Raw genomic sequence first — 21,958 nt, forward strand, 5'->3', positions numbered from 1 at the left:
CACCAGATGACATCAGTAGCTGCATCTATTACAATAGGCACCTGCCGAGAGGTGTTGCGCCAGTAGTTTTAATGGATGACTGTATTATAGCATTTAATACGTCTATAGTTAAATCTTACTGTCAGGCTCGGTTGGCCTTTTATTACAATAGCTTAGATATTAAAAATGGTATTTATCTAATTCGTTCTGTATTCGCTAAATAAGTGTTAGATATATAAGCAATATAGAATTGAGTTATGTTAACCAAATTTATACCCCTCTGTTGCTAATGGCAAACAACGACACCTGCGTTTCTTTCACCTTATCTTTCATTAATACCAAGGAGCTCGAGATGGACGCAGTGTCTAATATCGATTCAAGAACCAATTCGAAAAACTTCAATGACTATAAAGTAGCTGACATTAGCTTAGCAGACTATGGTCGCCGTGAAATCTCATTAGCTGAAGCTGAAATGCCAGCCTTAATGGGCTTACGTAAACGCTATAGCGAAACACAGCCTTTAGCGGGTGCTAAAATTCTGGGTTGTATTCATATGACTATCCAGACCGCTGTACTGATTGAAACCCTAGTAGCTCTAGGTGCTGAAGTACGCTGGACCTCATGTAATATCTTCTCTACCCAAGATCATGCTGCTGCTGCTATTGCTGCTAGCGGTGTTCCAGTGTTTGCATGGAAAGGCGAAACTGAAGAAGAGTATGAGTGGTGCTTACGTCAACAGTTGTTTGTCGGTGGCGAAGGAAATGGTCAACTTTGGGACGCCAACTTAATTTTAGATGACGGCGGTGATTTAACCGCTCTTATCCATAATGACTACCCACAAATGTTAGAAACCATTAATGGTATTTCAGAAGAAACTACCACCGGTGTTCATCGCTTAATCGATATGCTTAATAAAGGGACTCTAAAAGTACCTGCTATTAACGTAAATGATGCCGTTACTAAATCTAAAAACGACAACAAGTATGGTTGCCGTCACAGCTTAAACGATGCCATCAAACGTGCTACTGACATGCTACTTGCTGGCCGCCGTGCGCTAGTAATCGGTTATGGTGATGTGGGTAAAGGCTCAGCACAAAGCTTACGTCAAGAAGGTATGATTGTTCGCGTATCAGAAGTTGATCCAATTTGTGCTATGCAAGCCTGTATGGATGGCTACGAGCTAGTATCTCCTTATATCGATGGCAAAAATGCTAACTCAGCAGAAGGTATCAACACTCGCCTATTACAAGATACTGACTTAATCGTTACTACTACTGGTAACTACCATGTTTGTGACAAACATATGCTTGCTGCCTTAAAGTCAGGTGCTGTAGTTTGTAACATTGGTCACTTCGATACTGAAATCGATACACAGTTTATGCGTGATACTTGGAAATGGGTAGAAATCAAACCACAAGTTCATCAAGTATATCGTTCAGAAAATGAAGGCGATTATCTAATCTTATTGGCCGAAGGCCGTTTGGTAAACCTAGGCAATGCCACAGGTCATCCGTCACGCGTTATGGATGGTTCATTTGCTAACCAAGTGTTGGCACAAATGTACCTTCATGAAGAAAAATTCTCAGAATTACCTTCTGATGAACGTGCTAATGGTCTATATGTCAAAGTACTACCGAAGAAACTTGATGAAGAAGTAGCCGCAGCAATGGTTGCCGGCTTCAGCGGTGTTATGACCCAACTAACGCCAGAACAAGCAGAATATCTAGGCGTTCCTGTTGAAGGTCCATTCAAGCCTGATGACTATAAGTATTAATTAATAAATATGAATTAATAAGTACTAGGTTATAAACAAGTACTAAAGTTCATAGCGTACTAAAGTTAATACTTTTTAGTATTTAACTTTAGCGGTTAAACTTATTATAGTATCTGCTGATTATATTAAAGGCTGAGGAATCAATTTGATTTCTCAGCCTCTTATTAGGGCCGTATATATTTTTCATCAAGGAACGAATATGAATAAACCCAATTTCTCATTTGAGTTTTTCCCTACCAAAACTGATGACGGCGTGACCAAATTATGCCAAACCTTTGATACCTTAAATGAGCTGTCACCTGCTTACTTTTCGGTAACTTATGGCGCTGGTGGTACGACTCGTCAACGCACGATAGGTATTGTTGAAACGTTGCACAATCGTGCCAACACCCCGATTGCTCCCCATATCTCTTGTATTGGGGATGATAAATCAGTAATCGGAGAGCTATTGGAACACTACAAATCAATCGGTATTAATCGCATTGTGGCATTGCGTGGTGATCTACCTTCCGGCCAAGTGGGCATGGGTGAATTACCCTTCGCCGTAGATTTAGTGCGTTTTATTCGTGAGCACACTGGCGACCACTTCCATATTGAAGTTGCGGCTTATCCTGAGATGCACCCTCAAGCGCGTAGCTTTGATGCTGATATCCAAAACTTAATTAATAAGTTTCAAGCCGGCGCCAACTCTGCCATTACTCAGTTTTTCTATAATGCTGAAAGCTATTTATATTTACGTGATGCATTGGAGAAACGCGGGATTGACACCACTGAACATCGCTTAATTGCGGGCATTATGCCGATTATCAATTCAAGCAACTTGATTCGCTTCGCTGACAGTTGTGGGGCTGATATCCCCCGCTATATTCGTAAGCAGTTGGCAGATTATGGCGATGACAGCAAATCAATTCGTGAATTTGGCTTTGAAGTAGTACATCGTCTATGTGAAATATTAATTGCTGAAGGCGTACCAGCGCTTCATTTCTATAGCATGAACCGTGTCGAACCCAATAAGCGCCTAGTTGAATCTTTAGGACTTACCTCTCACAGCACACAGGCTTAATCGCATGCGTCGTTTTTTCTTTAATCCGAACTCAAGTGTATTGAGTTCGGACTCTATTAATTACTCAAATACAACCCACAGCACTGGCAATGAAGGACTGATGACCCTGAGCCAACAGCCGCTAGGTAGCATCCTTACCCTAACCGAGGATATTTATCATCATTGGTGCCGTGTGCTACGTGCCAAAGTAGGCGAACAAAGTCTAATCTTTGATGGTTTAGGCGGTCAGAGCATCGTAGAGCTTGAGTCAATTGACAAAAAATCCGCTCAAGTCCGTATCGTTGCTCATGATACTGACGATAATACGACAGCTTATTACAGTGCCATTGCTATCGTCATGAGTCGCGGTGATAGAATGGACTATGCCATTCAGAAAGCTACCGAATTAGGCGCTACAGCCATTCAGTTACTCACTAGCCAGCACGGTGAGGTAAGATTAAAAGCCAATCAAGTCGACAAAAAGCTCAATCACTGGCAACAAGTGGCCCTATCTGCTTGTGAACAATGTGGGCTTAATCGTCCCCCTTTGGTAATGTCACCGGTGTCTATTGAACAGTGCATACAACAACAAGGCGGTGAACCGCACAGTGACGTAAGCTATTTGGCAAATGACACTTATTATCAACAGTATTTTAATCAGCCCACCCTGCCCTTAGTGTTGGCCGTGCCCAGCCAACAAGAAAAACAGCAATTGGACATTAATGCCTCGATTAAGCGACATTTTGCTCAAGCGTTACAGACCCCATCTAAACCTAGATTTGATATCCTAATCGGCGCAGAAGGTGGATTGTCAGAATCAGAATATAGTCAAGCACGTGACAGCGACTATCTGCCTTGGCAACTGGGCAACCGAGTATTACGTACCGAGACAGCACCCGTGGTTGCTTTAGCCACTCTCATGTATATTAGCGAAAATTTCTAACCCGTTATTCACCCATAAATCTTCTGTACTGAATCTGTTTTTTGGTTCTCTATTATCTAACTTATATTGAATTATAATTGGCCGGCACGAGATAAATTTGTGCCGGCTTTTTGACTTTCAGAAGACGATAGTAAAAATATAAAAAACGATTTTTTGATAATTAAAAATATTTTTTGTGACCCGTAAGTCTTTGCAAGTGCTTGTAAAATAACGGCTTAGCCTCTATCTTTTCACTTAGAAATTTTTATTTGCGATATCTATACTTAATATAAGTCGTTATTAACTATGACTTTATGTGTTATTAAGCCCTCTCATCGCCATATAAAAATAGATAACTATCAAATTTATCTAATTTTCTTTATCTAATTTACTGTCAAATTATTTATAAGCATCGATACAGCACCTTGCTGACTGGTGCCTTCTAACTAATAAAATAATTTGTACAGTCTAAAACCCTAAGTAGTCAACTCAAACCATTCTTTAAAGGATAACAACATGCAATACAAAGCGCCCCTTCGTGATATGCAATTTGTTCTACATGAGCTTTTAGACAGTACTTCTCACTACAAAAGCATTCCTGAGTACGAAGAAGTTGAAAGAGATATTGTTGACAGCTACATTGAAGCTGCTGCCAGCTTTGCGGAAAATGAAATTGCCCCTCTAAACCGTAGTGGTGACGAAGAAGGTTGTACCTTCGATAATGGTAAAGTGACCACACCTAAAGGCTTTAAAGAAGCTTATAAACAATACTGCGAACTAGGTTTTGCAGCGCTTGCAGCCGATGAAGAGTTCGGTGGCCAAGGCATGCCCTTCTCATTAAGTACCGTAGTTAACGAAATTATGGGCTCGGCTAACTGGTCATTCTCAATGTATCCTGGTCTGTCTCACGGTGCTATTCAAACTCTTGAGCATCATGGTACAGAGGAACAAAAATCAATTTACCTAGAGAAAATGGTTACTGGTGAATGGTCTGGCACTATGTGCTTGACGGAAGCGCATGCCGGTTCTGACTTAGGTATTATCCGCACTAAAGCTGAGCCTAATGATGATGGTTCTTACAGCATCACTGGTCAAAAAATCTTCATCTCGGCCGGTGAACATGATATGACGGACAACATTGTTCATATCGTTCTAGCACGCCTACCAGGTGCTCCAGCTGGTACTAAAGGCATTTCGCTATTTATCGTACCTAAAATAAATGTTAACGCAGATGGCAGCCTAGCAGAACCTAACCAAGTTACTTGTGGCTCTATCGAACACAAAATGGGTATTAAAGCGTCTGCCACTTGTGTGATGAACTTTGACGGTGCTAAAGGTTTCTTAATTGGCCCAGAAAACCGTGGTCTACAGTGTATGTTCACCTTTATGAACGTAGCCCGTATCGGTACCGCTATTCAAGGTTTAACTGCCTCTGAAATTGCTTTCCAAGGCTCACTTGAGTATGCCAAAGACCGTCTAGCAATGCGCTCAATGTCAGGGGCTAAAGCACCAGATAAAGTAGCGGATCCAATCATTTTTCACCCAGCGGTTCGCAACATGCTATTAACGGAAAAAGCATTTGCTGAAGGTGGCCGTGCTCTAGCCTATTACTTATCATTCTTTGCCGATGTTGTGGTAAAAGGTACAGGTGAAGAACAAGAATATGCTGACCAAATGTTGTCACTATTAACCCCAATCGCTAAAGCGTTCTTAACAGAGACCGGCTACGAATCTGCCAACCATGGTGTACAGGTTTATGGGGGTCATGGCTTTATTCGTGAGTGGGGCATGGAACAAAACGTACGTGATACCCGTATTGCCTGCCTATATGAAGGTACTACTGAAATTCAATCATTAGACCTTCTAGGCCGTAAAGTATTAGGCTCACAAGGCAAAATGCTAGCCAACTTCACCAAAGTCATTAACGACTTCTGTAAAGAGCAGGAAAGTGATGAGTCAATGGGTGAATTCATCCGTCCTCTTGCTGAGTTGAATACTGAGTGGGCTGAATTGACTGCGCGTATTGGCAAACAAGCCACTGAAAACCCAGATTCAGTAGGCGCAGCAGCAGTAGATTACATGTACTTCAGTGGTTATGTAACTTTAGCCTACCTATGGGCACGTATGGTTGCTGTTTCTAAACAAGCGCTTGCAAACGGTACGACTGAAACAGGCTTCTATGAGGCGAAGATTAAAACGGCTCATTTCTACTTCAGCAAATTACTACCTCGTACACGTACTTATGTTGCTCGCATTGATACCGGCGTAGAGCCTTACATGAGCATGGATGTTGACCAATTTGCATTCTAAACGCTACTATTAACTACTATTTAGTGTTTTGGATTGGTGCTATTATTTATGGGTAGCACTAATCATTTTAAAACAATAACTTAATAAATTAATTCTAAATATATCAAAGGACTTTTATGGCTATTTATAATCCACCTTTAGATGAAATGCGCTTCATGCTAAATGACGTTTTTGATGTTGAAAAATTTTGGCAAGCTAACGAAAAGCTAGCTCATGTTGATATGGATACCGTCAACATGGTGCTTGAAGAGATGGCTAAGCTGTCTAAAAACGTACTACTTCCTCTTAACCGCACGGGTGATGAAGAAGGCGCAACTTACCAAGGTGACGGCGTTGTTACTACACCTGCTGGATTCAAAGAGGCTTTCAAACAGTATGCTGAAGCAGGTTGGATTGGCCTAGGTGGTGATCCTGAGTACGGCGGGCAAGGTTTCCCTAAAATGGTAACTATGTTAAGTGAAGAAATGGTTTTCACTACGAACCAAGCTTTCGCCCTATACCCTAACTTATCTGTTGGTGCGACGCTTTGTTTATTGGCTTCTGCTTCTGAAGAACAAAAGCAGCTTTACCTTGAGAAAATGTACTCAGGTGAATGGTCGGGTACCATGTGCTTAACTGAGCCACATGCCGGTACTGACTTAGGTATCATCAAAACCAAAGCAAACCCTAACGATGATGGCAGCTACAGCATTTCTGGTACCAAAATCTTCATTACCGGTGGTGAACATGATCTTACTGAAAACATTATCCATTTAGTATTGGCCAAAACACCGAATGCCCCAGAAGGTTCTAAAGGTATTTCTTTATTCGTAGTGCCTAAATTCATAGTCAATGAAGACGGTAGCTTAGGTGAGCGTAACTCATTAGCAGCCGGTTCTATCGAACACAAGATGGGTATCAAAGGTTCAGCAACCTGTGTTATGAACTTTGATGGCGCTAAAGGTTGGATGATTGGTGAAGAAAACACCGGTCTAGCGTCTATGTTCGTTATGATGAACTATGAGCGTGTGACTATGGGCTTACAAGGCCTAGGTGGTACTGAACTTGCTTATCAAAATGCGGCAGCTTATGCCCTAGACCGTGCACAAGGTCGTAGCGACACTCAAATCCAAAGCCCAGAGAAACCTGCTGACCAAATCATTCACCATGCAGACGTTCGTCGTATGCTGTTAAATGCACGTGCTAACGCTGAAGCATCACGCTGCTTTGCAATGTATGTGGCAAAACAGTTAGATGAGTCTAAGTTCAGTGTTGACCCTGAAAACGCCAAAGCAGCTGCAGCTCGTGTTGCGTTATTAACGCCAATTGCTAAAGCTTTCTTAACTGACAAAGCCTTAGAAGCGACGGTAGATTGCCAACAAGTATTTGGTGGTCATGGTTATATTCGTGAATGGGGTATGGAGCAGATCGTTCGTGATACGCGTATTGCTCAGATTTATGAGGGCGCTAACGGCATTCAAGCACTAGACTTACTAGGTCGTAAGATTGCTCGTAACCAAGGTCAATACCTTGAAAACTTCCTAGCTGAAATCCGTGACTTTGTTGCTAACATGAAAGCGGATCATGAGATTAAACAAGCTACTTTAGATGCAGCAAGCACAATTGAAGAATTAACGACCACTGTATTGACTAACATTAGCAATCGTAAGAGCGAGATCAATGGCTGCGCGGTAGATTATTTACACGCAATGGGCTATCTATGCTACGCGTTTATGTTCGCTATGATGGTAGAAGCAGCCCATGATAAAGAAGGTGAGTTCTATGCTAATAAGCTAAAACTTGCTACCTATTTCGTAGGCCGTATCTTACCTCGTATCAAAGCACATGCTGAGATGGTTAAGACAGGTAGTGATCCAATTATGAACTTTGACTTAGACTATTTTGCTCAAAATATTAGCTAATTAAAAGCCGACTTGAATCTCGGAAATAGTTTATAATTCATCTTAACTTTACAAGAAGACAGCTCTCGTAGCTGTTTTTTTTGTCATTATATGACTGTCTTGCCTTCCGCTAATTATAGGTATCTATCTTCGTTATAACTATAAATATGCTATTAAATTAATTGAAATTAATAGCACTTTAAGATACCTTCTCAATATCTGATCGAATAAGGGTAATTAAGTGGCAGAATTAAAAGATATTTTGCATAAAATCAATGCATTGTGCGATAGCCCTGAGCCTTATGTGCTCAAAAGATTAATTGATACTTTACGGGTGTCAGAAGCTGAATTTAAGACCAACTCCGACCTTCCTAATGAGAGAATACGGGAATTAAATTCACTTCTAAGACAATATCCTCAGTATGCTAATGGTCTGGCCGTCTTTGTTCTAACCTTACTCAATAAATACCATAGAATGTCGCTATATACCGACACCGGTATCTTATCAGACCAAACCTTTTCCAATAGCTTGATGCGACTAATTGGACATCGCTTTGTGCCCTTATTGCCAGAAGATGATTCTATTGTAGAACTCGTTGCTTACTTATTTGACGGCAAGGATGATGAGCGCTGGTTGGCGTCTATTAACGACGAACTATGGGATGAGCTAGTAGACCTCATCATGGTAGATGATGCGCACTCTAACCTAGTAGCGACTGCTAAAAACAATATTCTAAATGCGTTAGTTATTTTATCTTACCGCGTGAGTGGTATCGGCCTGCATCCTGATTTGATGAAAGCCTATCCGCAAATGCTCGATTACTCAGCCGCTTTTGTGGCTCAAAACCAAGAAGCCGTACTTTTTGCTAACGAATACCGAGAAATACATCAATTAGACAATTATGAAGATGCCGTTCCTGGTCGTGAGATTGACCCAGGTCCTTTATTGGTAATGCTTGAGCAGTGTGACAATATTGTGAACACGGTACGTAAGCGTATTTACAAGACTGGGATTTCGATTCGTTCGACCAATATGCTACTGCGCCTTGAGCAAAGCTTAAACCGTATGCACATTTTAAGTGAGCTGCTAGCAAAGAATGATAAAAATCGTGATAAAGCCATCGTTGAGCTAACCCAAGCCATTATTGTCAGTGTTAAACGTCGCTATAGTATTAGCTATTTGATTGATAATAATACCAAGCTACTGTCTAGAAAAATTACTGAAAACTCAGGGCGTGTTGGTGAGCATTACATTAGTACCGATAAGGCCGGCTATAAAAAAATGTTCAAAATGGCGGCGGTCGGTGGTTTTATGATCGCCTTTATGGCCACTACCAAAATTTTATCTTACGACTTAGAGCTCGCGCCAATGAGTCGGGCTTTTGTTAACAGTATGATTTATGGCTTAGGCTTCGTATTTATTCATATTATCCACGGGACAGTTGCGACCAAACAGCCAGCGATGACTGCTGCCGCTATTGCCTCTACTATCTCAGACAGCTCAGGTAAGAAATCACATCAACTTGCCAAGCTTTCAGAGCTGATGGTAGATATCATACGTACTCAGTTTATTGCGATTATGGGTAACGTAATGGTTGCCATGCCTTTGGCCTTGATCATATCCATCGTATGGCTACAAGTGAGTGGCGCGCCAATGATTGATACTGACCAAGCGGATCATCTATTACACGACTTAGATCCTTTTCACTCATTGGCGATCTTCCATGCGGCCATTGCTGGTGTGTTCTTATTCTTGTCCGGCTTGATTGCGGGTTACTATGATAACTTAGCCTTATTTAACAATATTGGTGAGCGTATTTCCCGTCATAAGTTTTTATTAAGATTTGTTTCCGAATCTGGGTTACGACGCTTCGGCATCTTTGTTGAGAACAACTTAGGCGCCATCATGGGTAACTTCTTATTTGGTGTGTTCCTAGGCAGTACTGCAACAGTGGGCTTTATCTTTGGTATGCCGTTGGATATTCGCCATATTGCCTTTGCCTCTGCCAACTTCTCACACGGTATATTCAACATCGCTGCAGAAGACTTTGGTTTTGGTATTGTGTTGATATCTTTATTGGGGGTAGCTCTAATTGGTATAGTCAACTTGTTGGTAAGTTTTTCTCTAGCAATGATAGTGGCCTTACGTTCTAAAGGGGTTGAGGTTGTTGAGTGGAAGACGTTAGCTAAGCTCATGTACACTCACCTATTTACTCAGCCTAGAGATTTTTTCTTACCACGTCCAGAACCTATGAAATATGCCAAGATTGACAGTCAAGGCTATATGATTCATGAAGAAACCAATAAAACTCAGAAAAATAAGCTCTTTCCAAAACACTTTGCAGTACGACGATTATCCAGTGTCAGGGTTATCCCAGAAGGCACCTCTATTGATACTAAGCGTATTGATGAAATGAACGAGAAAAACGAGTTTAATAAAAAATTAAGCAGTGACCAACCCTTAGAAACTGTCGAAAAGAAAGTAGTTAACTTAGATGACAAAGAGTTTGAGTTACTCACGCCAGAGGTCTTTGAAAGTATTTCCGATGAAGGAATAACCATAGTAAGTACTGAGGAAGATAAAACGAAAAATGCCAAAACGCCTCTACCGAAGCCGAAAAATCCTCCTAAGCTACCTGAGTAGATTTTTCTAGCTTCGTGGTTGCTATTAATAATTCAAATTAAGAAATTATTTTAATAGCTTACTTAATACTTTATTTGAACAATGAATCCCAGTGATTTAACTTAGCGATTAGGTTTAGTCACTGGGATTTATTATTGAGCGACTCTAAATGAGGGATATATCACCCTTTGTCTATATAAATTATTCATGCTGTCTATAAATAAAAAGCGCCCCTTATTTTTTAACACAATTCCCTACTATCAAGCCAATATGTAACCAATAGATAATATTTTCATATAATAATTTTAAGTATAATTAGAATAATAAATACTATAAATTTTAGATCGTTTAAATAGTTTATTTAAATAACTCATTTAACTCATTCATTTGAATAATTTGTGCTGTTTAAAATGACTTCAGCGGTTTAATCATAAAATCTTCTTCAACGTCTTAGAATAATAAGGAGAACAGAATGGGACGATTACAAGATAAAGTTATTGTTATTACTGGTGCTGCGCAAGGTATGGGCGAAACCCACGCACGCAAATGTTTAGAACATGGCGCAAAAGTAGTGTTAACTGATGTCAATGTTGAAAAAGGAGAGGACTTGGCTGCCTCTCTTGGTGAGAATGCTTTATTCATCAAACATGATGTCACTAATGAGCAGAACTGGGCCAATGTGGTTGAACAAACAGAAGCCAAATTCGGGCCTATTAATGTCTTAGTGAATAATGCCGGTATCACCATGGCAAAATCCTTGTTAGAGACGTCCTTAGAGGATTATCGCCGAATTCTTGAGATTAACCAAGTCTCTGTATTCTTAGGTATGAAGGCAGTTACACCTTCTATGAAAAAGACTAAGAATGGTTCTATTATTAATATCTCGTCTATCAATGGTTTGGTAGGTGGCGCTATTGGCTACACCGATTCTAAATTTGCAGTACGTGGGATGACCAAAGCCGCCGCTTTAGAGTTGGCCAATTATGGCATACGGGTTAACTCCGTGCATCCTGGTGTCATTGCTACACCTATGATTATGCAGGGCGATACCAAAGATGCGGTTGAGCAGTTCGCTAAGACTATTCCATTGAAGCGTGTGGCGCAACCTGAAGAAATCAGTGGCTTAATTCTATTTTTAGCTTCAGACGACTCCAGCTATTCGACAGGTTCAGAGTTTATCGCAGATGGTGGTATAACTGCACAATAGCGATTAACCAGATAGTAATGATAATAACTGTTTAAAGGGCTAATGTTTTTGTCCTTGATCCATCACAGATAGATATTATTAAATTAACCGCTATTAAAAAGCGCGAGCCATTCGATGACTCGCGCTTTTTATTTAATGTGTTTTCTAAGTCTGTTTTAATTGGCAGGACATTTATCTGATGAGGTGGTTATTTGGCCATCCTCAAGACGATAAGCGACTAAGCAGCTACCCCAAACACAGCCCCCATCCAACGCCCTTGCAGAAGGTAAATCCACATCAGCTTTTAAAGCGGCCCAGTGTCCAAATAAAATTTTACGACTGCGTGGCACTTGCCACTCAAACCAAGGGCGGAACTCATCCGGCATTTCATCGGTTAGACTCGACTTAAAGCTGAATTCAAGTGAACCATCTTTTTTGCACAAGCGCATCCGAGTGAAATAGTTAGTAATGGCCCGAATACGGGTAAATCCATTGAGACTATCCGACCATTCATCAGCTTCACCGCTATAGAGGTGAGGTAATACCCTATCCAATTGAAATAAGCTGCTTGAAAGCTGTACTTCAACGTCACGGGCATACCTTTTGGCATCGCTTATTTTCCAGTGTGGTGGAATGCCAGCATGAACCAATACCGTGTGCTCATTAGGAAAAGCCATTAAAGGCTGACGTCGCAACCAATTAAGTAGCTCATCGCAGTCAGGTGCATTGATAATATCTTCGGTTTGATCTTTCTTCTTTAGAGGAGCGAAACCGCGCCATACTGCAATTAGATTAATATCATGGTTACCCAGCACGGTGGCTGCTGCCCCTTGCTCACATAAATTCTTTACATGACGCAAAGTAGATAAGGAGTCCTCACCTCGTGCGACTATATCTCCCACAAACCATAGCTTATCTTGCTTAGGATCAAAATTTATTTTATCCAGGAGATCAACATAGGCTGCATAACATCCTTGTAGGTCTCCGATTACATATTCGGCTCGGTAAGTCATATATTCCACTCAGTTTTATTTATAGTATTTACTCTTTAGGCTTCTTAATTGAATTCGTCTTTAGCGACTTATTTATCTCTATTACTTAATAAAGTATACCCCTACTCTTAAGTATGAGTATATAGTACTCAACTCCATAGTAGTCTTTATAATTGCGGACTCTGTAGTTTGCTATTCACCAAATTACTTAGAGCCACAAAATCCTTAACATCTAATGTTTCAGGGCGTGCTGTACCTTCAATACCAATAGAAGCAAAGTCTTCATCAGTCAACGTCGCCATTAAAGAGGACTGTTTAAAAATAGCCCGTAACGTTTTTCGGCGATGGTTAAAGGTCTCACGAACCACCAAAGCAAATAGCTTTTCATCTTCTGCTTGTACCGGCTTGGTAAGATGCGGACGCAAACGAAACACAGCACTGGTCACTTTTGGTGGCGGATTAAAAGCGCCTCTTGGAACTGTTAACAAATATTCAGTTTCACAGTGATATTGCATAATAACTGATAGACGGCCATAAATTTTACTGCCCACATCCGCGGTAATACGTTCTACCACTTCTTTTTGCAGCATAAAATGCATGTCTTCAATAATATCCGAATAGTCTAGCAAGGTGAATAATAACGGGGTAGAAATGTTATAAGGTAAGTTACCCACAATGCGCAGCTTCTTAGTTTCAGCGCCCTCACCTTCTTTGTTATATAACGTCGAATAATCGAACTGCATCGCATTGGTATTGACGATATGGAAGTTAGGATGACTATTAGCGCCAATACGAATTCTAAGACTGCTTGCCAAATCACGATCCAATTCAATCACCGTCATGGCATCGACTTGCTCAAGTAAAGGCTCAGTCAAGGCACCCATGCCCGGCCCAATCTCAACCAAATTATCATCACGGTTAAGGCCAATAGAGTCGACAATTTGACTGATGATACTGTCATCATGCAAAAAGTTTTGACCAAACCTTTTTCTAGGTTGGTGCTTAGCAGCCTTCTGTAAGGTACTGTGTAAAGGATGTTTTGAAGCGTCTGAATGAGTCATAAGTCGATAGATATCAATTAAAAAAGGGGTCTAGTTTAGCATATTTAGCGGTCGTACTTGTTTAAGATATTTCCAAAAAGGTGCTTAGCTGAGAGCACTTTTTGATTGGGCCATATCATTGGCCATCTTCAGGGCTTGCCATAAGCTGCTACTGCTTGCCAGCGTTAAACCCGCCTCAGTAGCTACTTGACTGTTACCAGCTAAATCTAGAGCCGTACCATGGTCTACTGAAGTACGGATATAAGGCAAACCTAAAGTCAAATTTACCGTGTCACCAAAGCCATGCGATTTAAGCACAGGCAACCCTTGGTCATGATACATCGCGATAACCGCATCGCAATGCTGCAAATGTCGCTGAGTGAATAGAGTATCTGCTGGCATAGCAGAAGAGATATCCATTCCTTTATCCTGAAATTCTTGTAAAACTGGGTTAATAATCTCAATCTCTTCACGACCCAGATGACCATCTTCGCCAGCATGGGGGTTAAGACCACAGACTAAGACTTTAGGCTGTGTTAAGCCAAATTTTTGTTGTAAGTCATCCATCACAATCTGTACCGTTTGACGAACATTGTCCGCAGTAATGGCATTGGCTACCTCTCTAAGCGGCAAATGAATGGTCACTAGTGCCACTTTCATTGCTTGATTGGCAAGCATCATCACCACTTTATCGCGGCCACTTTTTTGCATAAAGAATTCAGTATGACCGGTGAACATGGACCCATCCTCCAAAGTAATACCCGCCTCAATCAATACTGACTTTTGTAGAGGTCCAGTGACGATAGCACTGGCCATTCCTGAGTAAGCCAGCCTATGGGCCAACTCTAGCTGCCTGACAACCATAGCGGCATTGTCTATACATAACTTGCCCGCAGTAACCTGTTCATCACAGCTGACGTTTATTAAATAAAAACAAGGCAAAGAATCATCCTCTGCGCTAGCTTGTTTTCCCTCCTGCTGTTGTTGGATATTTTGAATGGGTTGAATAGCTTGCCAAAAACTTTCAGAATCAGTATTACCCTCTAAGTTATCCAATAAATCAGTAGCTTCTGCAATGTGTCGCCATAATGGCTTTACTAAGCCGTCAGTCTGAGCACCATAAATTTGTTCAAAGCGTTGTTTGAGAGCATTTTCATCGGCCAATACCACCACAGGATAATCTAGCTTGCTAAGCTCTCCTGCTACTGCTAACTGCAGTACGATATCCATACCTATTCCAGCCGGCTCTCCGGTAGTGACGATAAGCGGCCGGTTATTGTTACTATTATTAGTATTAGAAAATTGGGCTGTCATTAGTAGCACCTTTTTAGTAATGAGTAGGAGGTTAGAAGATATAGTTATTAAAAGGCATAACTAATAAAGTTTGAGCCAAATGTTTTTATTCAATTTTATTGATTATAACAAACCGTTTATCCTGCTTGATAAGTCTCCATTCTACCCTCATAAATAAAGTAAGCCACCCCAATTACAAGAAAATAAGCGTCTAAATTTTAATTAAAACTCGAGAATTATAAAAATAAAATCATCTTAATTTCGACTTATGACGGGTGCCAATGTGCTAAACTTCGCAGACCAAATCGTAAAACTTAACTCAGGCTTTATACGTAATTAGCAGAAGCATATTAGATAATACCTAACCGGTAGTGCTTAACCTTAATGCCTAATAAACTTGGTTTCAAACTTTATTAAACCAACTCCCTAAATTAATAAAACTCCGATAGCACTCTAATTAGAACAACTCTATTTAAAGTGCTTTTTTAGTCGCATCATAAATATCGATACTCGATTTTCGTCAGTGATTTAGATTAACTGCGCCTATTAACCTCATTGCAATTTAATAACGACAGTAGAATTATGGCCGAAAGTAAAAAGAAAACCGAAAAAAATGACAACAATGATGTTGGTTTAACCGACTTATTGAGTCAACAACCTCCGCATAACGTAGACATTGAAAAAGCTTTATTAGCGACATTAATGAGCATTGAGGAGTCTTATGACAAAATATCTGATATCGTGTCAAAAGATGACTTTTATGCCGGCCGTCACCAACATATCTTCGCCGCTATCTCTTATCTGGCGCAAGTAGGCGAGCCTTATGACACCGTCATGGTACATGACTGGCTAAGCTCACAGAAGCTGCTTAAACAAGCCGGTGGCGAAAGCTATCTTGCTGACATTGTTACCCAAAGTCCCAGTACCATGTTCAACATTGTCTCTTATGCAGAACGGGTACGGGAGTTGTCGACTTTGCGTCAGCTCATTACCACAGGTAATGAGATGCTAGCTTTGGCTTATGACCCAAGAGAGCGCGGCGTTAGCGATATTTTAGATAACATTGAATCAAAGATCTTCGCGATTAATGAGCAGCATAACAAACGAGCCAAACAAAGAGGCCCTGTTGATGTCGGCGCCGTATTGGTCAACGTTATCGATCAAATGGATGAGCTGAAAAATAACCCCGACGGGATGATTGGTCTAAGAACGCCCTTCACTGAGCTCAATAATAAAACTCAAGGTTTGCAGCCTGGTGATTTGATCATTGTTGCTGCCCGTCCTTCTATGGGTAAAACCACCTTTGCTATGAACTTAGCCGAAGGGGTGTTATTTCACGAAAATTTACCAGTGATTGTGTTCTCAATGGAAATGCCGGCTGAATCGATTGTGATGCGTTTATTGTCATCATGGGGTCAGATTAACCAAACCAGTTTGCGTTCGGCCCAGATGAATGAGGATGAATGGGCACGTATGATGACTGCTGTCGCCCATTTACAAGACAAACATTTGTATATTGATGACAGTACTGCCCTCCCCCCCTCTGAAGTACGTTCACGGTGTCGCCGTATCGCCAAAAATCATGATGGTAAAATTGGTATGGTCATTGTGGATTACCTACAGTTGATGAAAGTGCCGAGCTTAAGTGGCAACCGTGTTGAGGAGATTTCTGAGATTTCACGTAGCTTAAAAGCGTTAGCACGCGAGCTAAACTGCCCGGTTATTGCTTTATCGCAGTTAAACCGAAGCCTAGAGAACCGTCCTAACAAGCGCCCTATCATGTCTGACTTACGTGAGTCTGGCGCTATTGAACAGGATGCTGACTTAATTACCTTTATTTACCGTGATGAGGTTTATAACGAGAACTCAGACCTAAAAGGGGTGGCTGAAATTATTATTGGTAAGCAGCGTAACGGACCTATTGGCACCGTGCGTCTGGCTTTCGAAGGCCAATACACCCGCTTTATTAACTTAACGCCTGATCATTATATGGCAGATGCCAGTTTTGAGAATGATGAATAATACTGACTCAGTACAAACTGACCTAGTATAAATTGCTATCGTTAACTGGCATTCTCATTCGCTGATGACTTATAACTTATAACTTATAACTGACGACTGGCAAATTTATATAAAAAACCGATTAACTAATTATTTAATTGAGCTACTTAACCTGAGGGTTAGTAGCTCCTTTTTGTTTAATTCACCCGGCCTCGGCCCATATTCTGTTCAACCTTATAGAGAGTTTAAAACCAAGCTATGTTTCACTTTTTAAACGACTACAGCGAAAGTGCTCACCCTGACATTATCACTGCCATGCAAAACGCCCATTTACAACAACATAAAGGCTATGGCTTCGATGAGTACTCTGAGCGGGTACGTGATCAAATAAAATCTCAATTAAACAACAAAGATATTGCCATTCATTTTGGCATTACCGGCACTCAAGCCAACTTAGTATGTATTGATGCTATGTTGTCTCCTATCGATGGTATCGTTGCTTGTGATACCGGTCATATTGCCGTAAATGAAGCCGGCGCTATTGAGGCTACAGGTCATAAAGTTATCTTGGCGGAGTCGAAACAGGGCAAGCTGACCATTGAGGCTTTGGAGAAAGTGCGAGTACGCCATAGTTTTACACCTCATGTGGTGAGAGCAAAAGCAGTCTATATCTCTAATACCACCGAGCTGGGTACGGTCTATACCTATGAGGAACTAAAAGCCTTATCAGATTATTGCCGTAAAAACGACATGTACTTATTTATGGATGGTGCAAGACTTGGCGCGGCCATTGCCCACACTCATAGCAATCCTAATGAACGCACGTTAACTTTTGCTAATTTTGCGGAGCTCACCGATATATTTTGGTTTGGTGGGACTAAAATGGGGGCTATGTTTGGTGAAATCTTAATTATTCCCAATGAGAAAATTGCCACTGATTTTAATATCTATTTAAAACGTCATGGCGGTCTGATGGCCAAAGGTTATTTGCTTGGCCTGCAGTTTGAAGTGTTATTAAAAGACGATAAATATTTAGAGCTTTGTTTACATGCCAATGCTATGGCGCAAAAGCTATCTCAAGGTTTACAGCAATGTGGTATTGAGTTGTTTGTACCGACCCAAAGCAACCAAGTATTTGCCATATTGCCACAAGGTCTTATCCAAATATTAAAAAATGAGTTTGATTTTTATGAGTGGGAACAATTAGACAATGGCTTTAGCATTAGCCGTTTAGTAACCTCATGGGCTACCCCTGAAAGCCAGGTAGATCGTTTTATTGAAAAGGTAAAAGAAAACACATCTAATAACTAAGTGTTTCTTTCGCCTTCAATAATTCTTTTTGTATCCTTCGCTATAAAAGTGTATAACTGATAATTAGGATACAACTGGCAGTTTTGCCGCTACCTATATGTGACGCCCTCTTAAATTCATTAGGATATTGATTATGACCCAATCCCAAGATGTTGTAATTTATAATGTTGAAAATCATATTGCGACCATTACTTTAAATGACCCTAAAAGTTTAAATGCTTTTAGTACCCCCTTAAAAAATGCAGTAATGACAGCGTTACAAGACGCTGAAGCAGATGACCAAGTTCGTGTCATCATTCTACAAGGTGCCGGAGGTAACTTCTCTAGTGGCGGCGATATCAAAGAAATGCTGTCTGATGGTATTGAGAAAGAAGTGCTTTCAGAAAAGTTGAAAGCGATGGTTACTGGCGCTGGAGAGGTGAGCTTACAATTACGTAAGATCCACAAGCCTATTATTGCCAAACTTGAAGGGGCCGTTGCTGGTGCAGGCATGAACCTAGCTTTAACCTGTGATTTCCGTATTACTGCAGATAACGCTAAGTTTGTTCAAGCATTTGTCCATATTGGCTTAGTCCCAGATGCGGGTGGCATATATTTACTTAATGAGCTAATTGGGCCGGCGAAGACCACAGAGCTGGTTATGTTAGGTGATAAGATTAGTGCTCAAGACATGGCAGACTTAAACCTAGTGAACCAAGTGGTTAGCGCTGATGAACTTGATGCCGCTGTTATGACGTTGGCAAATCGCTTATGTCAGTTACCTAGTACTGCCTTGGCTACCATGAAGCATTTGATAAATACACATGCTTATATGGGACTTAATGAAGCATTGGATATGGAAGTACATCAGCAAGCCAGATTGGCTAAGACTGATGACTTTATTGAAGGCATTACCGCTTTTATCGAAAAGCGTAAGCCGGTTTATAATAAGTAATTCGTAAGCATCCGACCACCCCCTATTGCGGTGGCACCCAGCGATGAGGTAACAACTCATCCAGATCCTCTTGAGTAGGCAGGCGTCTTAGCACGTCTGTCAAATAAGCAGACACATCCAAACCATTTAAGCGAGCTGACTGAATGATTGACATAATATTCGCAGCCCGCTGCCCACTTCGCAGCGAACCGGCAAACAACCAGTTTTTACGCCCAAGTGCCCACGGACGCATCTGATTCTCCGCCCAATTATTATCAATCGGCAGCCTGCCATCATCTAGATACTGAGTCAGCGCCTGCCAACGTTTCAGGCAATAATCCATCGCCTTACTAATACTGGCATTTTTAGTGGTTAACTGCCTTTTTTCTTGTAACCATTGGTGCAGCTTATCGGCAATCGGTTTGGCTTTTTCTTGCCTGATTTGCCGAACTATTTGGGGATCTCTTGGTATTGGAGGTGTATTTTTTTCAAATCGCTCATCAATCTCACGTTCAACAGCATACAACTGCCTAAATAACGTTAATGCCTCAATGCTCACGATACTTTGCCCAGTGACATGCAGTTCATGAAACTTACGCCGTGCATGAGCCAGACAACCGATTTCAGTCACACCTTGATGAAATAAGAACTTATACCCGCTGTAATCATCGCAAACCAGCTTACCGCGCCACTTATCTAAAAAGGCTTTAGGGTGCTCATTACGACGACTTTCGGCAAAGTCATAGACCACCGCTTTTAATGAGTTGTGCTGTGGCGTAAGATACGCCCAGACATAGCCTTTTTTTAATGATTTACCACCTACCTTTACATGGTTCTTCATGATAGATACCGGGGTTTCATCGGCATGTAAGATAGGCTCAGACAGTAATAGTTCATGCAAGCGACTGACTAAAGGCTCAAGGGCGACGCCGCAGCGTCCTACCCAATCTGCCATAGTAGCATCGGGGATATTTACCCCACTTCGCTGATAGATAATATTCTGCCGATATAGCGGCTGATGGTCTGCATATTTGCTAATAAGGATGTGTGCAAGCAGCTCTGGGGTGGCGATGCTTTTGTTAATAATCTGCTTGGGGGTAGCCGCTTGATGAATGATGTCACACTCACGGCATACCCATTTAGGGTAGATGTGACGCTCAATATAAAACTGCTTAGGGATAATGCCAAGTTTGTCTTGTTTATCCTCCCCAATTCGCTTCATTTGACAGCCGCAGTCACAGACGGTGGTAAGTGGTTCATGAACCTGGGTTTTCACCTCAAGGTTGTCAGGAATCACTGTGTATTTAGCACGCTTTGTTTTTTTAGGCTGATCAGTAGCTGAAGCTGGCAGCTCATCTGTGCTCTCTTTGACGGCTTTAAGCTCACCCTGATCAATGAGGGTTTCTGCCTGAGTAAGTTCAATAGCAGGCAGCTTGGCAAGCTCATCTTGGCTTAAGCCGCTAAGGTATTCATCTCGGATTTGTTCAAGCTGCGCTAAGTCCTCTTGCGCCGCCTCATAGTTTAAGTGGGTTTGTCTGTCAGTGATGCCTTCGCTTTTTTGTCCATAGAGCCGGTGAATAAGCCGCTTTTGTTTTTCGATGAGTTCAAGCACTTGTTCATACAGCTTGTGGTTTTCTTCAACCACTTGGTTAAAAAGCTGCTGTAGTTGATCGTGACTTGTATTTGTTTGATCAATTTGTTGCTGCAGGTGCTCATTACGCTGTTCAAGCAGGTGGATTTTCACCAGAAGCTCGGCGTAAGTGGGGTCTTTTGATAAGTCGGATAAGTTGGCAACAGTCATGGCGATATGTTGCCAGAGTTTTATTTGCCTGTCATCTGCTATTTATAGGATGGGGGTTAATTTATCTTTGCCCATGTTACGCCAAGGCAGTCCACTGATTAAGGCATTAAATTGTTCACGGTTGATGCTGATGCCAGTTTGAGTGGTGGTAAGCTGTTTGGTTAAGCCATGAAATTTATTGTCATCGAGCTGACGGCTACAAAGCCATACGCCAAGCCCATCATGAATGAATACTTTTAGGCGTGTGCCTGCTTTGTTGTAAAACAGGTAGGCACAGTGAGGGCGAATGCTTTGGTGTTCGGTGATGATGTGGGCCAGTAGTTTGCCACTACCACATCGCATGTCCATAGGTGCGGTGGATAGCCAGATGTGAGTGATGGGTATCATTGCAGTCCTCGTAGTAGGTCAATCAAACTTTGAGTGTCTATTTGGCTAATGTTGAGGCTTATCGCCCCAGATGCTCGAGCTGTGATTTGCAGTTTGATGTTCTTTATGACGGAGGCTGAGCCTAGATGCGTGATTCCAGGCTCAAGATGAATTGGAATAAAGTGCGGGTTTGGATCATGAGGACTGTTTATAGCACCAGGTAATGTGTCAGCTTGAGTCTGCGTGCGCTGATACTGGCGTTTCCAGTTATGTAGAAGGTTTTGGTTAATGCCATGCTCTCGGGCAATGCTGGCAATTGATCGACCTGAGTCTGTCGCTTCTTTTACTAAAAGTGCTTTAAACTCGCCGCTGTAAGTTCTGCGTTTGGGCTTATTAGGGGGTTGTGTTGTCATGTTAGTGTCCACGATTATTTGTTCGTGGACACTATCTCGCATTTTTTAATAGAAAAAAAGATGGGATGGTCGGATGCTTACGTTTTAAACAAAAGGGTTGCCATTAATGATG

Annotated in this window: 16 protein-coding genes; 10 read left to right on the top strand and 6 right to left on the bottom strand. The window is 41.4% G+C overall.

Going from position 1 to position 21,958, the window contains the following annotated elements:
* Positions 1 to 331 precede the first annotated feature (331 nt).
* The 7 genes from ahcY (at position 332) to LK453_RS12685 (ending at position 11,737) form a co-directional block, all read left to right on the top strand.
* On the top strand, positions 332 to 1,753 hold the full coding sequence (gene ahcY, locus LK453_RS12655; protein ID WP_201530363.1) for an adenosylhomocysteinase: 1,422 nt from the start codon (positions 332 to 334) through the stop codon (positions 1,751 to 1,753).
* A gap of 199 nt (positions 1,754 to 1,952) precedes the next feature.
* Positions 1,953 to 2,816 carry a methylenetetrahydrofolate reductase [NAD(P)H] gene (gene metF / locus LK453_RS12660; protein ID WP_201530362.1) on the top strand — a complete coding sequence of 288 codons (864 nt, stop codon included), beginning with the start codon at positions 1,953 to 1,955 and terminating at the stop codon, positions 2,814 to 2,816.
* 4 nt (positions 2,817 to 2,820) lie between these two features.
* Positions 2,821 to 3,738 carry a 16S rRNA (uracil(1498)-N(3))-methyltransferase gene (locus tag LK453_RS12665; protein WP_007393780.1) on the top strand — a complete coding sequence of 306 codons (918 nt, stop codon included), beginning with the start codon at positions 2,821 to 2,823 and terminating at the stop codon, positions 3,736 to 3,738.
* Between the two features lie 495 nt (positions 3,739 to 4,233).
* Entirely contained in the window at positions 4,234 to 6,027 is a 1,794-nt protein-coding gene (locus LK453_RS12670) for an acyl-CoA dehydrogenase C-terminal domain-containing protein (RefSeq protein WP_201530361.1), read from the top strand.
* Between the two features lie 116 nt (positions 6,028 to 6,143).
* Positions 6,144 to 7,928 carry an acyl-CoA dehydrogenase C-terminal domain-containing protein gene (locus LK453_RS12675; protein WP_007393782.1) on the top strand — a complete coding sequence of 595 codons (1,785 nt, stop codon included), beginning with the start codon at positions 6,144 to 6,146 and terminating at the stop codon, positions 7,926 to 7,928.
* 220 nt (positions 7,929 to 8,148) lie between these two features.
* A complete protein-coding gene (locus LK453_RS12680; RefSeq protein ID WP_201538171.1) occupies positions 8,149 to 10,551 on the top strand; it encodes a site-specific recombinase in 2,403 nt (800 codons plus the stop codon).
* Between the two features lie 451 nt (positions 10,552 to 11,002).
* Entirely contained in the window at positions 11,003 to 11,737 is a 735-nt protein-coding gene (locus LK453_RS12685; RefSeq protein WP_201538169.1) for a glucose 1-dehydrogenase, read from the top strand.
* A 155-nt stretch (positions 11,738 to 11,892) separates the two neighbouring features.
* Here the strand turns inward: LK453_RS12685 and LK453_RS12690 are convergent, their stop codons facing one another.
* The 3 genes from LK453_RS12690 to pdxA all read right to left on the bottom strand — a co-directional run bounded on the left by LK453_RS12690 (position 11,893) and on the right by pdxA (position 15,062).
* Positions 11,893 to 12,729: a symmetrical bis(5'-nucleosyl)-tetraphosphatase gene (locus LK453_RS12690; RefSeq protein WP_201538167.1), complete on the bottom strand. Its 837-nt coding sequence runs from the start codon at positions 12,727 to 12,729 to the stop codon at positions 11,893 to 11,895.
* A 146-nt stretch (positions 12,730 to 12,875) separates the two neighbouring features.
* Complete coding sequence (gene rsmA / locus LK453_RS12695) at positions 12,876 to 13,769, bottom strand: 16S rRNA (adenine(1518)-N(6)/adenine(1519)-N(6))-dimethyltransferase RsmA (protein ID WP_201538165.1); 894 nt, start codon at positions 13,767 to 13,769, stop codon at positions 12,876 to 12,878.
* Positions 13,770 to 13,853: 84 nt separating this feature from the next.
* Positions 13,854 to 15,062, bottom strand: coding sequence for a 4-hydroxythreonine-4-phosphate dehydrogenase PdxA (gene pdxA, locus LK453_RS12700; RefSeq protein ID WP_201538163.1), 1,209 nt, complete (start codon positions 15,060 to 15,062; stop codon positions 13,854 to 13,856).
* A 561-nt stretch (positions 15,063 to 15,623) separates the two neighbouring features.
* Here pdxA and dnaB point away from each other — a divergent pair.
* The 3 genes from dnaB (at position 15,624) to LK453_RS12715 (ending at position 19,287) form a co-directional block, all read left to right on the top strand.
* Positions 15,624 to 17,063 carry a replicative DNA helicase gene (gene dnaB / locus LK453_RS12705; RefSeq protein ID WP_201538161.1) on the top strand — a complete coding sequence of 480 codons (1,440 nt, stop codon included), beginning with the start codon at positions 15,624 to 15,626 and terminating at the stop codon, positions 17,061 to 17,063.
* A 237-nt stretch (positions 17,064 to 17,300) separates the two neighbouring features.
* On the top strand, positions 17,301 to 18,353 hold the full coding sequence (locus tag LK453_RS12710; RefSeq protein WP_201538159.1) for a threonine aldolase family protein: 1,053 nt from the start codon (positions 17,301 to 17,303) through the stop codon (positions 18,351 to 18,353).
* Between the two features lie 133 nt (positions 18,354 to 18,486).
* Positions 18,487 to 19,287 (top strand): enoyl-CoA hydratase/isomerase family protein, encoded by an 801-nt coding sequence (locus LK453_RS12715; RefSeq protein WP_201538157.1) that lies wholly within the window; start codon positions 18,487 to 18,489, stop codon positions 19,285 to 19,287.
* Positions 19,288 to 19,309: 22 nt separating this feature from the next.
* Here LK453_RS12715 and tnpC read toward each other — a convergent pair whose 3' ends face one another.
* Genes tnpC through LK453_RS12730 form a run of 3 tightly spaced genes read right to left on the bottom strand, consistent with a single transcriptional unit; the run spans position 19,310 to position 21,846 of the window.
* The gene (gene tnpC / locus LK453_RS12720; protein WP_227945138.1) at positions 19,310 to 21,067 is read right to left on the bottom strand and encodes an IS66 family transposase; all 1,758 of its coding nucleotides are present in this window, start codon (positions 21,065 to 21,067) and stop codon (positions 19,310 to 19,312) included.
* A 42-nt stretch (positions 21,068 to 21,109) separates the two neighbouring features.
* Entirely contained in the window at positions 21,110 to 21,454 is a 345-nt protein-coding gene (gene tnpB, locus LK453_RS12725; protein WP_193031469.1) for an IS66 family insertion sequence element accessory protein TnpB, read from the bottom strand.
* Positions 21,451 to 21,846: a transposase gene (locus LK453_RS12730; protein WP_201535522.1), complete on the bottom strand. Its 396-nt coding sequence runs from the start codon at positions 21,844 to 21,846 to the stop codon at positions 21,451 to 21,453. Before LK453_RS12730 ends, tnpB begins: the two co-directional genes overlap by 4 nt.
* Positions 21,847 to 21,958 lie beyond the last annotated feature (112 nt).

It is taken from the genome of Psychrobacter sanguinis, from assembly GCF_020736705.1.
GTDB lineage: Bacteria > Pseudomonadota > Gammaproteobacteria > Pseudomonadales > Moraxellaceae > Psychrobacter > Psychrobacter sanguinis.

What these genes read in the sequence shown, in the direction of transcription:
- LK453_RS12710 (WP_201538159.1), top strand. Translation starts at nt 17,301, where the DNA reads ATGTTTCACTTTTTAAACGACTACAGCGAAAGTGCTCACCCTGACATT.
- LK453_RS12715 (WP_201538157.1), top strand. Translation starts at nt 18,487, where the DNA reads ATGACCCAATCCCAAGATGTTGTAATTTATAATGTTGAAAATCATATT.
- pdxA (WP_201538163.1), bottom strand. Translation starts at nt 15,062, where the DNA reads ATGACAGCCCAATTTTCTAATACTAATAATAGTAACAATAACCGGCCG.
- LK453_RS12675 (WP_007393782.1), top strand. Translation starts at nt 6,144, where the DNA reads ATGGCTATTTATAATCCACCTTTAGATGAAATGCGCTTCATGCTAAAT.
- LK453_RS12730 (WP_201535522.1), bottom strand. Translation starts at nt 21,846, where the DNA reads ATGACAACACAACCCCCTAATAAGCCCAAACGCAGAACTTACAGCGGC.
- LK453_RS12685 (WP_201538169.1), top strand. Translation starts at nt 11,003, where the DNA reads ATGGGACGATTACAAGATAAAGTTATTGTTATTACTGGTGCTGCGCAA.
- tnpB (WP_193031469.1), bottom strand. Translation starts at nt 21,454, where the DNA reads ATGATACCCATCACTCACATCTGGCTATCCACCGCACCTATGGACATG.
- LK453_RS12665 (WP_007393780.1), top strand. Translation starts at nt 2,821, where the DNA reads ATGCGTCGTTTTTTCTTTAATCCGAACTCAAGTGTATTGAGTTCGGAC.
- metF (WP_201530362.1), top strand. Translation starts at nt 1,953, where the DNA reads ATGAATAAACCCAATTTCTCATTTGAGTTTTTCCCTACCAAAACTGAT.
- LK453_RS12670 (WP_201530361.1), top strand. Translation starts at nt 4,234, where the DNA reads ATGCAATACAAAGCGCCCCTTCGTGATATGCAATTTGTTCTACATGAG.
- LK453_RS12690 (WP_201538167.1), bottom strand. Translation starts at nt 12,729, where the DNA reads ATGACTTACCGAGCCGAATATGTAATCGGAGACCTACAAGGATGTTAT.
- ahcY (WP_201530363.1), top strand. Translation starts at nt 332, where the DNA reads ATGGACGCAGTGTCTAATATCGATTCAAGAACCAATTCGAAAAACTTC.
- rsmA (WP_201538165.1), bottom strand. Translation starts at nt 13,769, where the DNA reads ATGACTCATTCAGACGCTTCAAAACATCCTTTACACAGTACCTTACAG.
- dnaB (WP_201538161.1), top strand. Translation starts at nt 15,624, where the DNA reads ATGGCCGAAAGTAAAAAGAAAACCGAAAAAAATGACAACAATGATGTT.
- tnpC (WP_227945138.1), bottom strand. Translation starts at nt 21,067, where the DNA reads ATGACTGTTGCCAACTTATCCGACTTATCAAAAGACCCCACTTACGCC.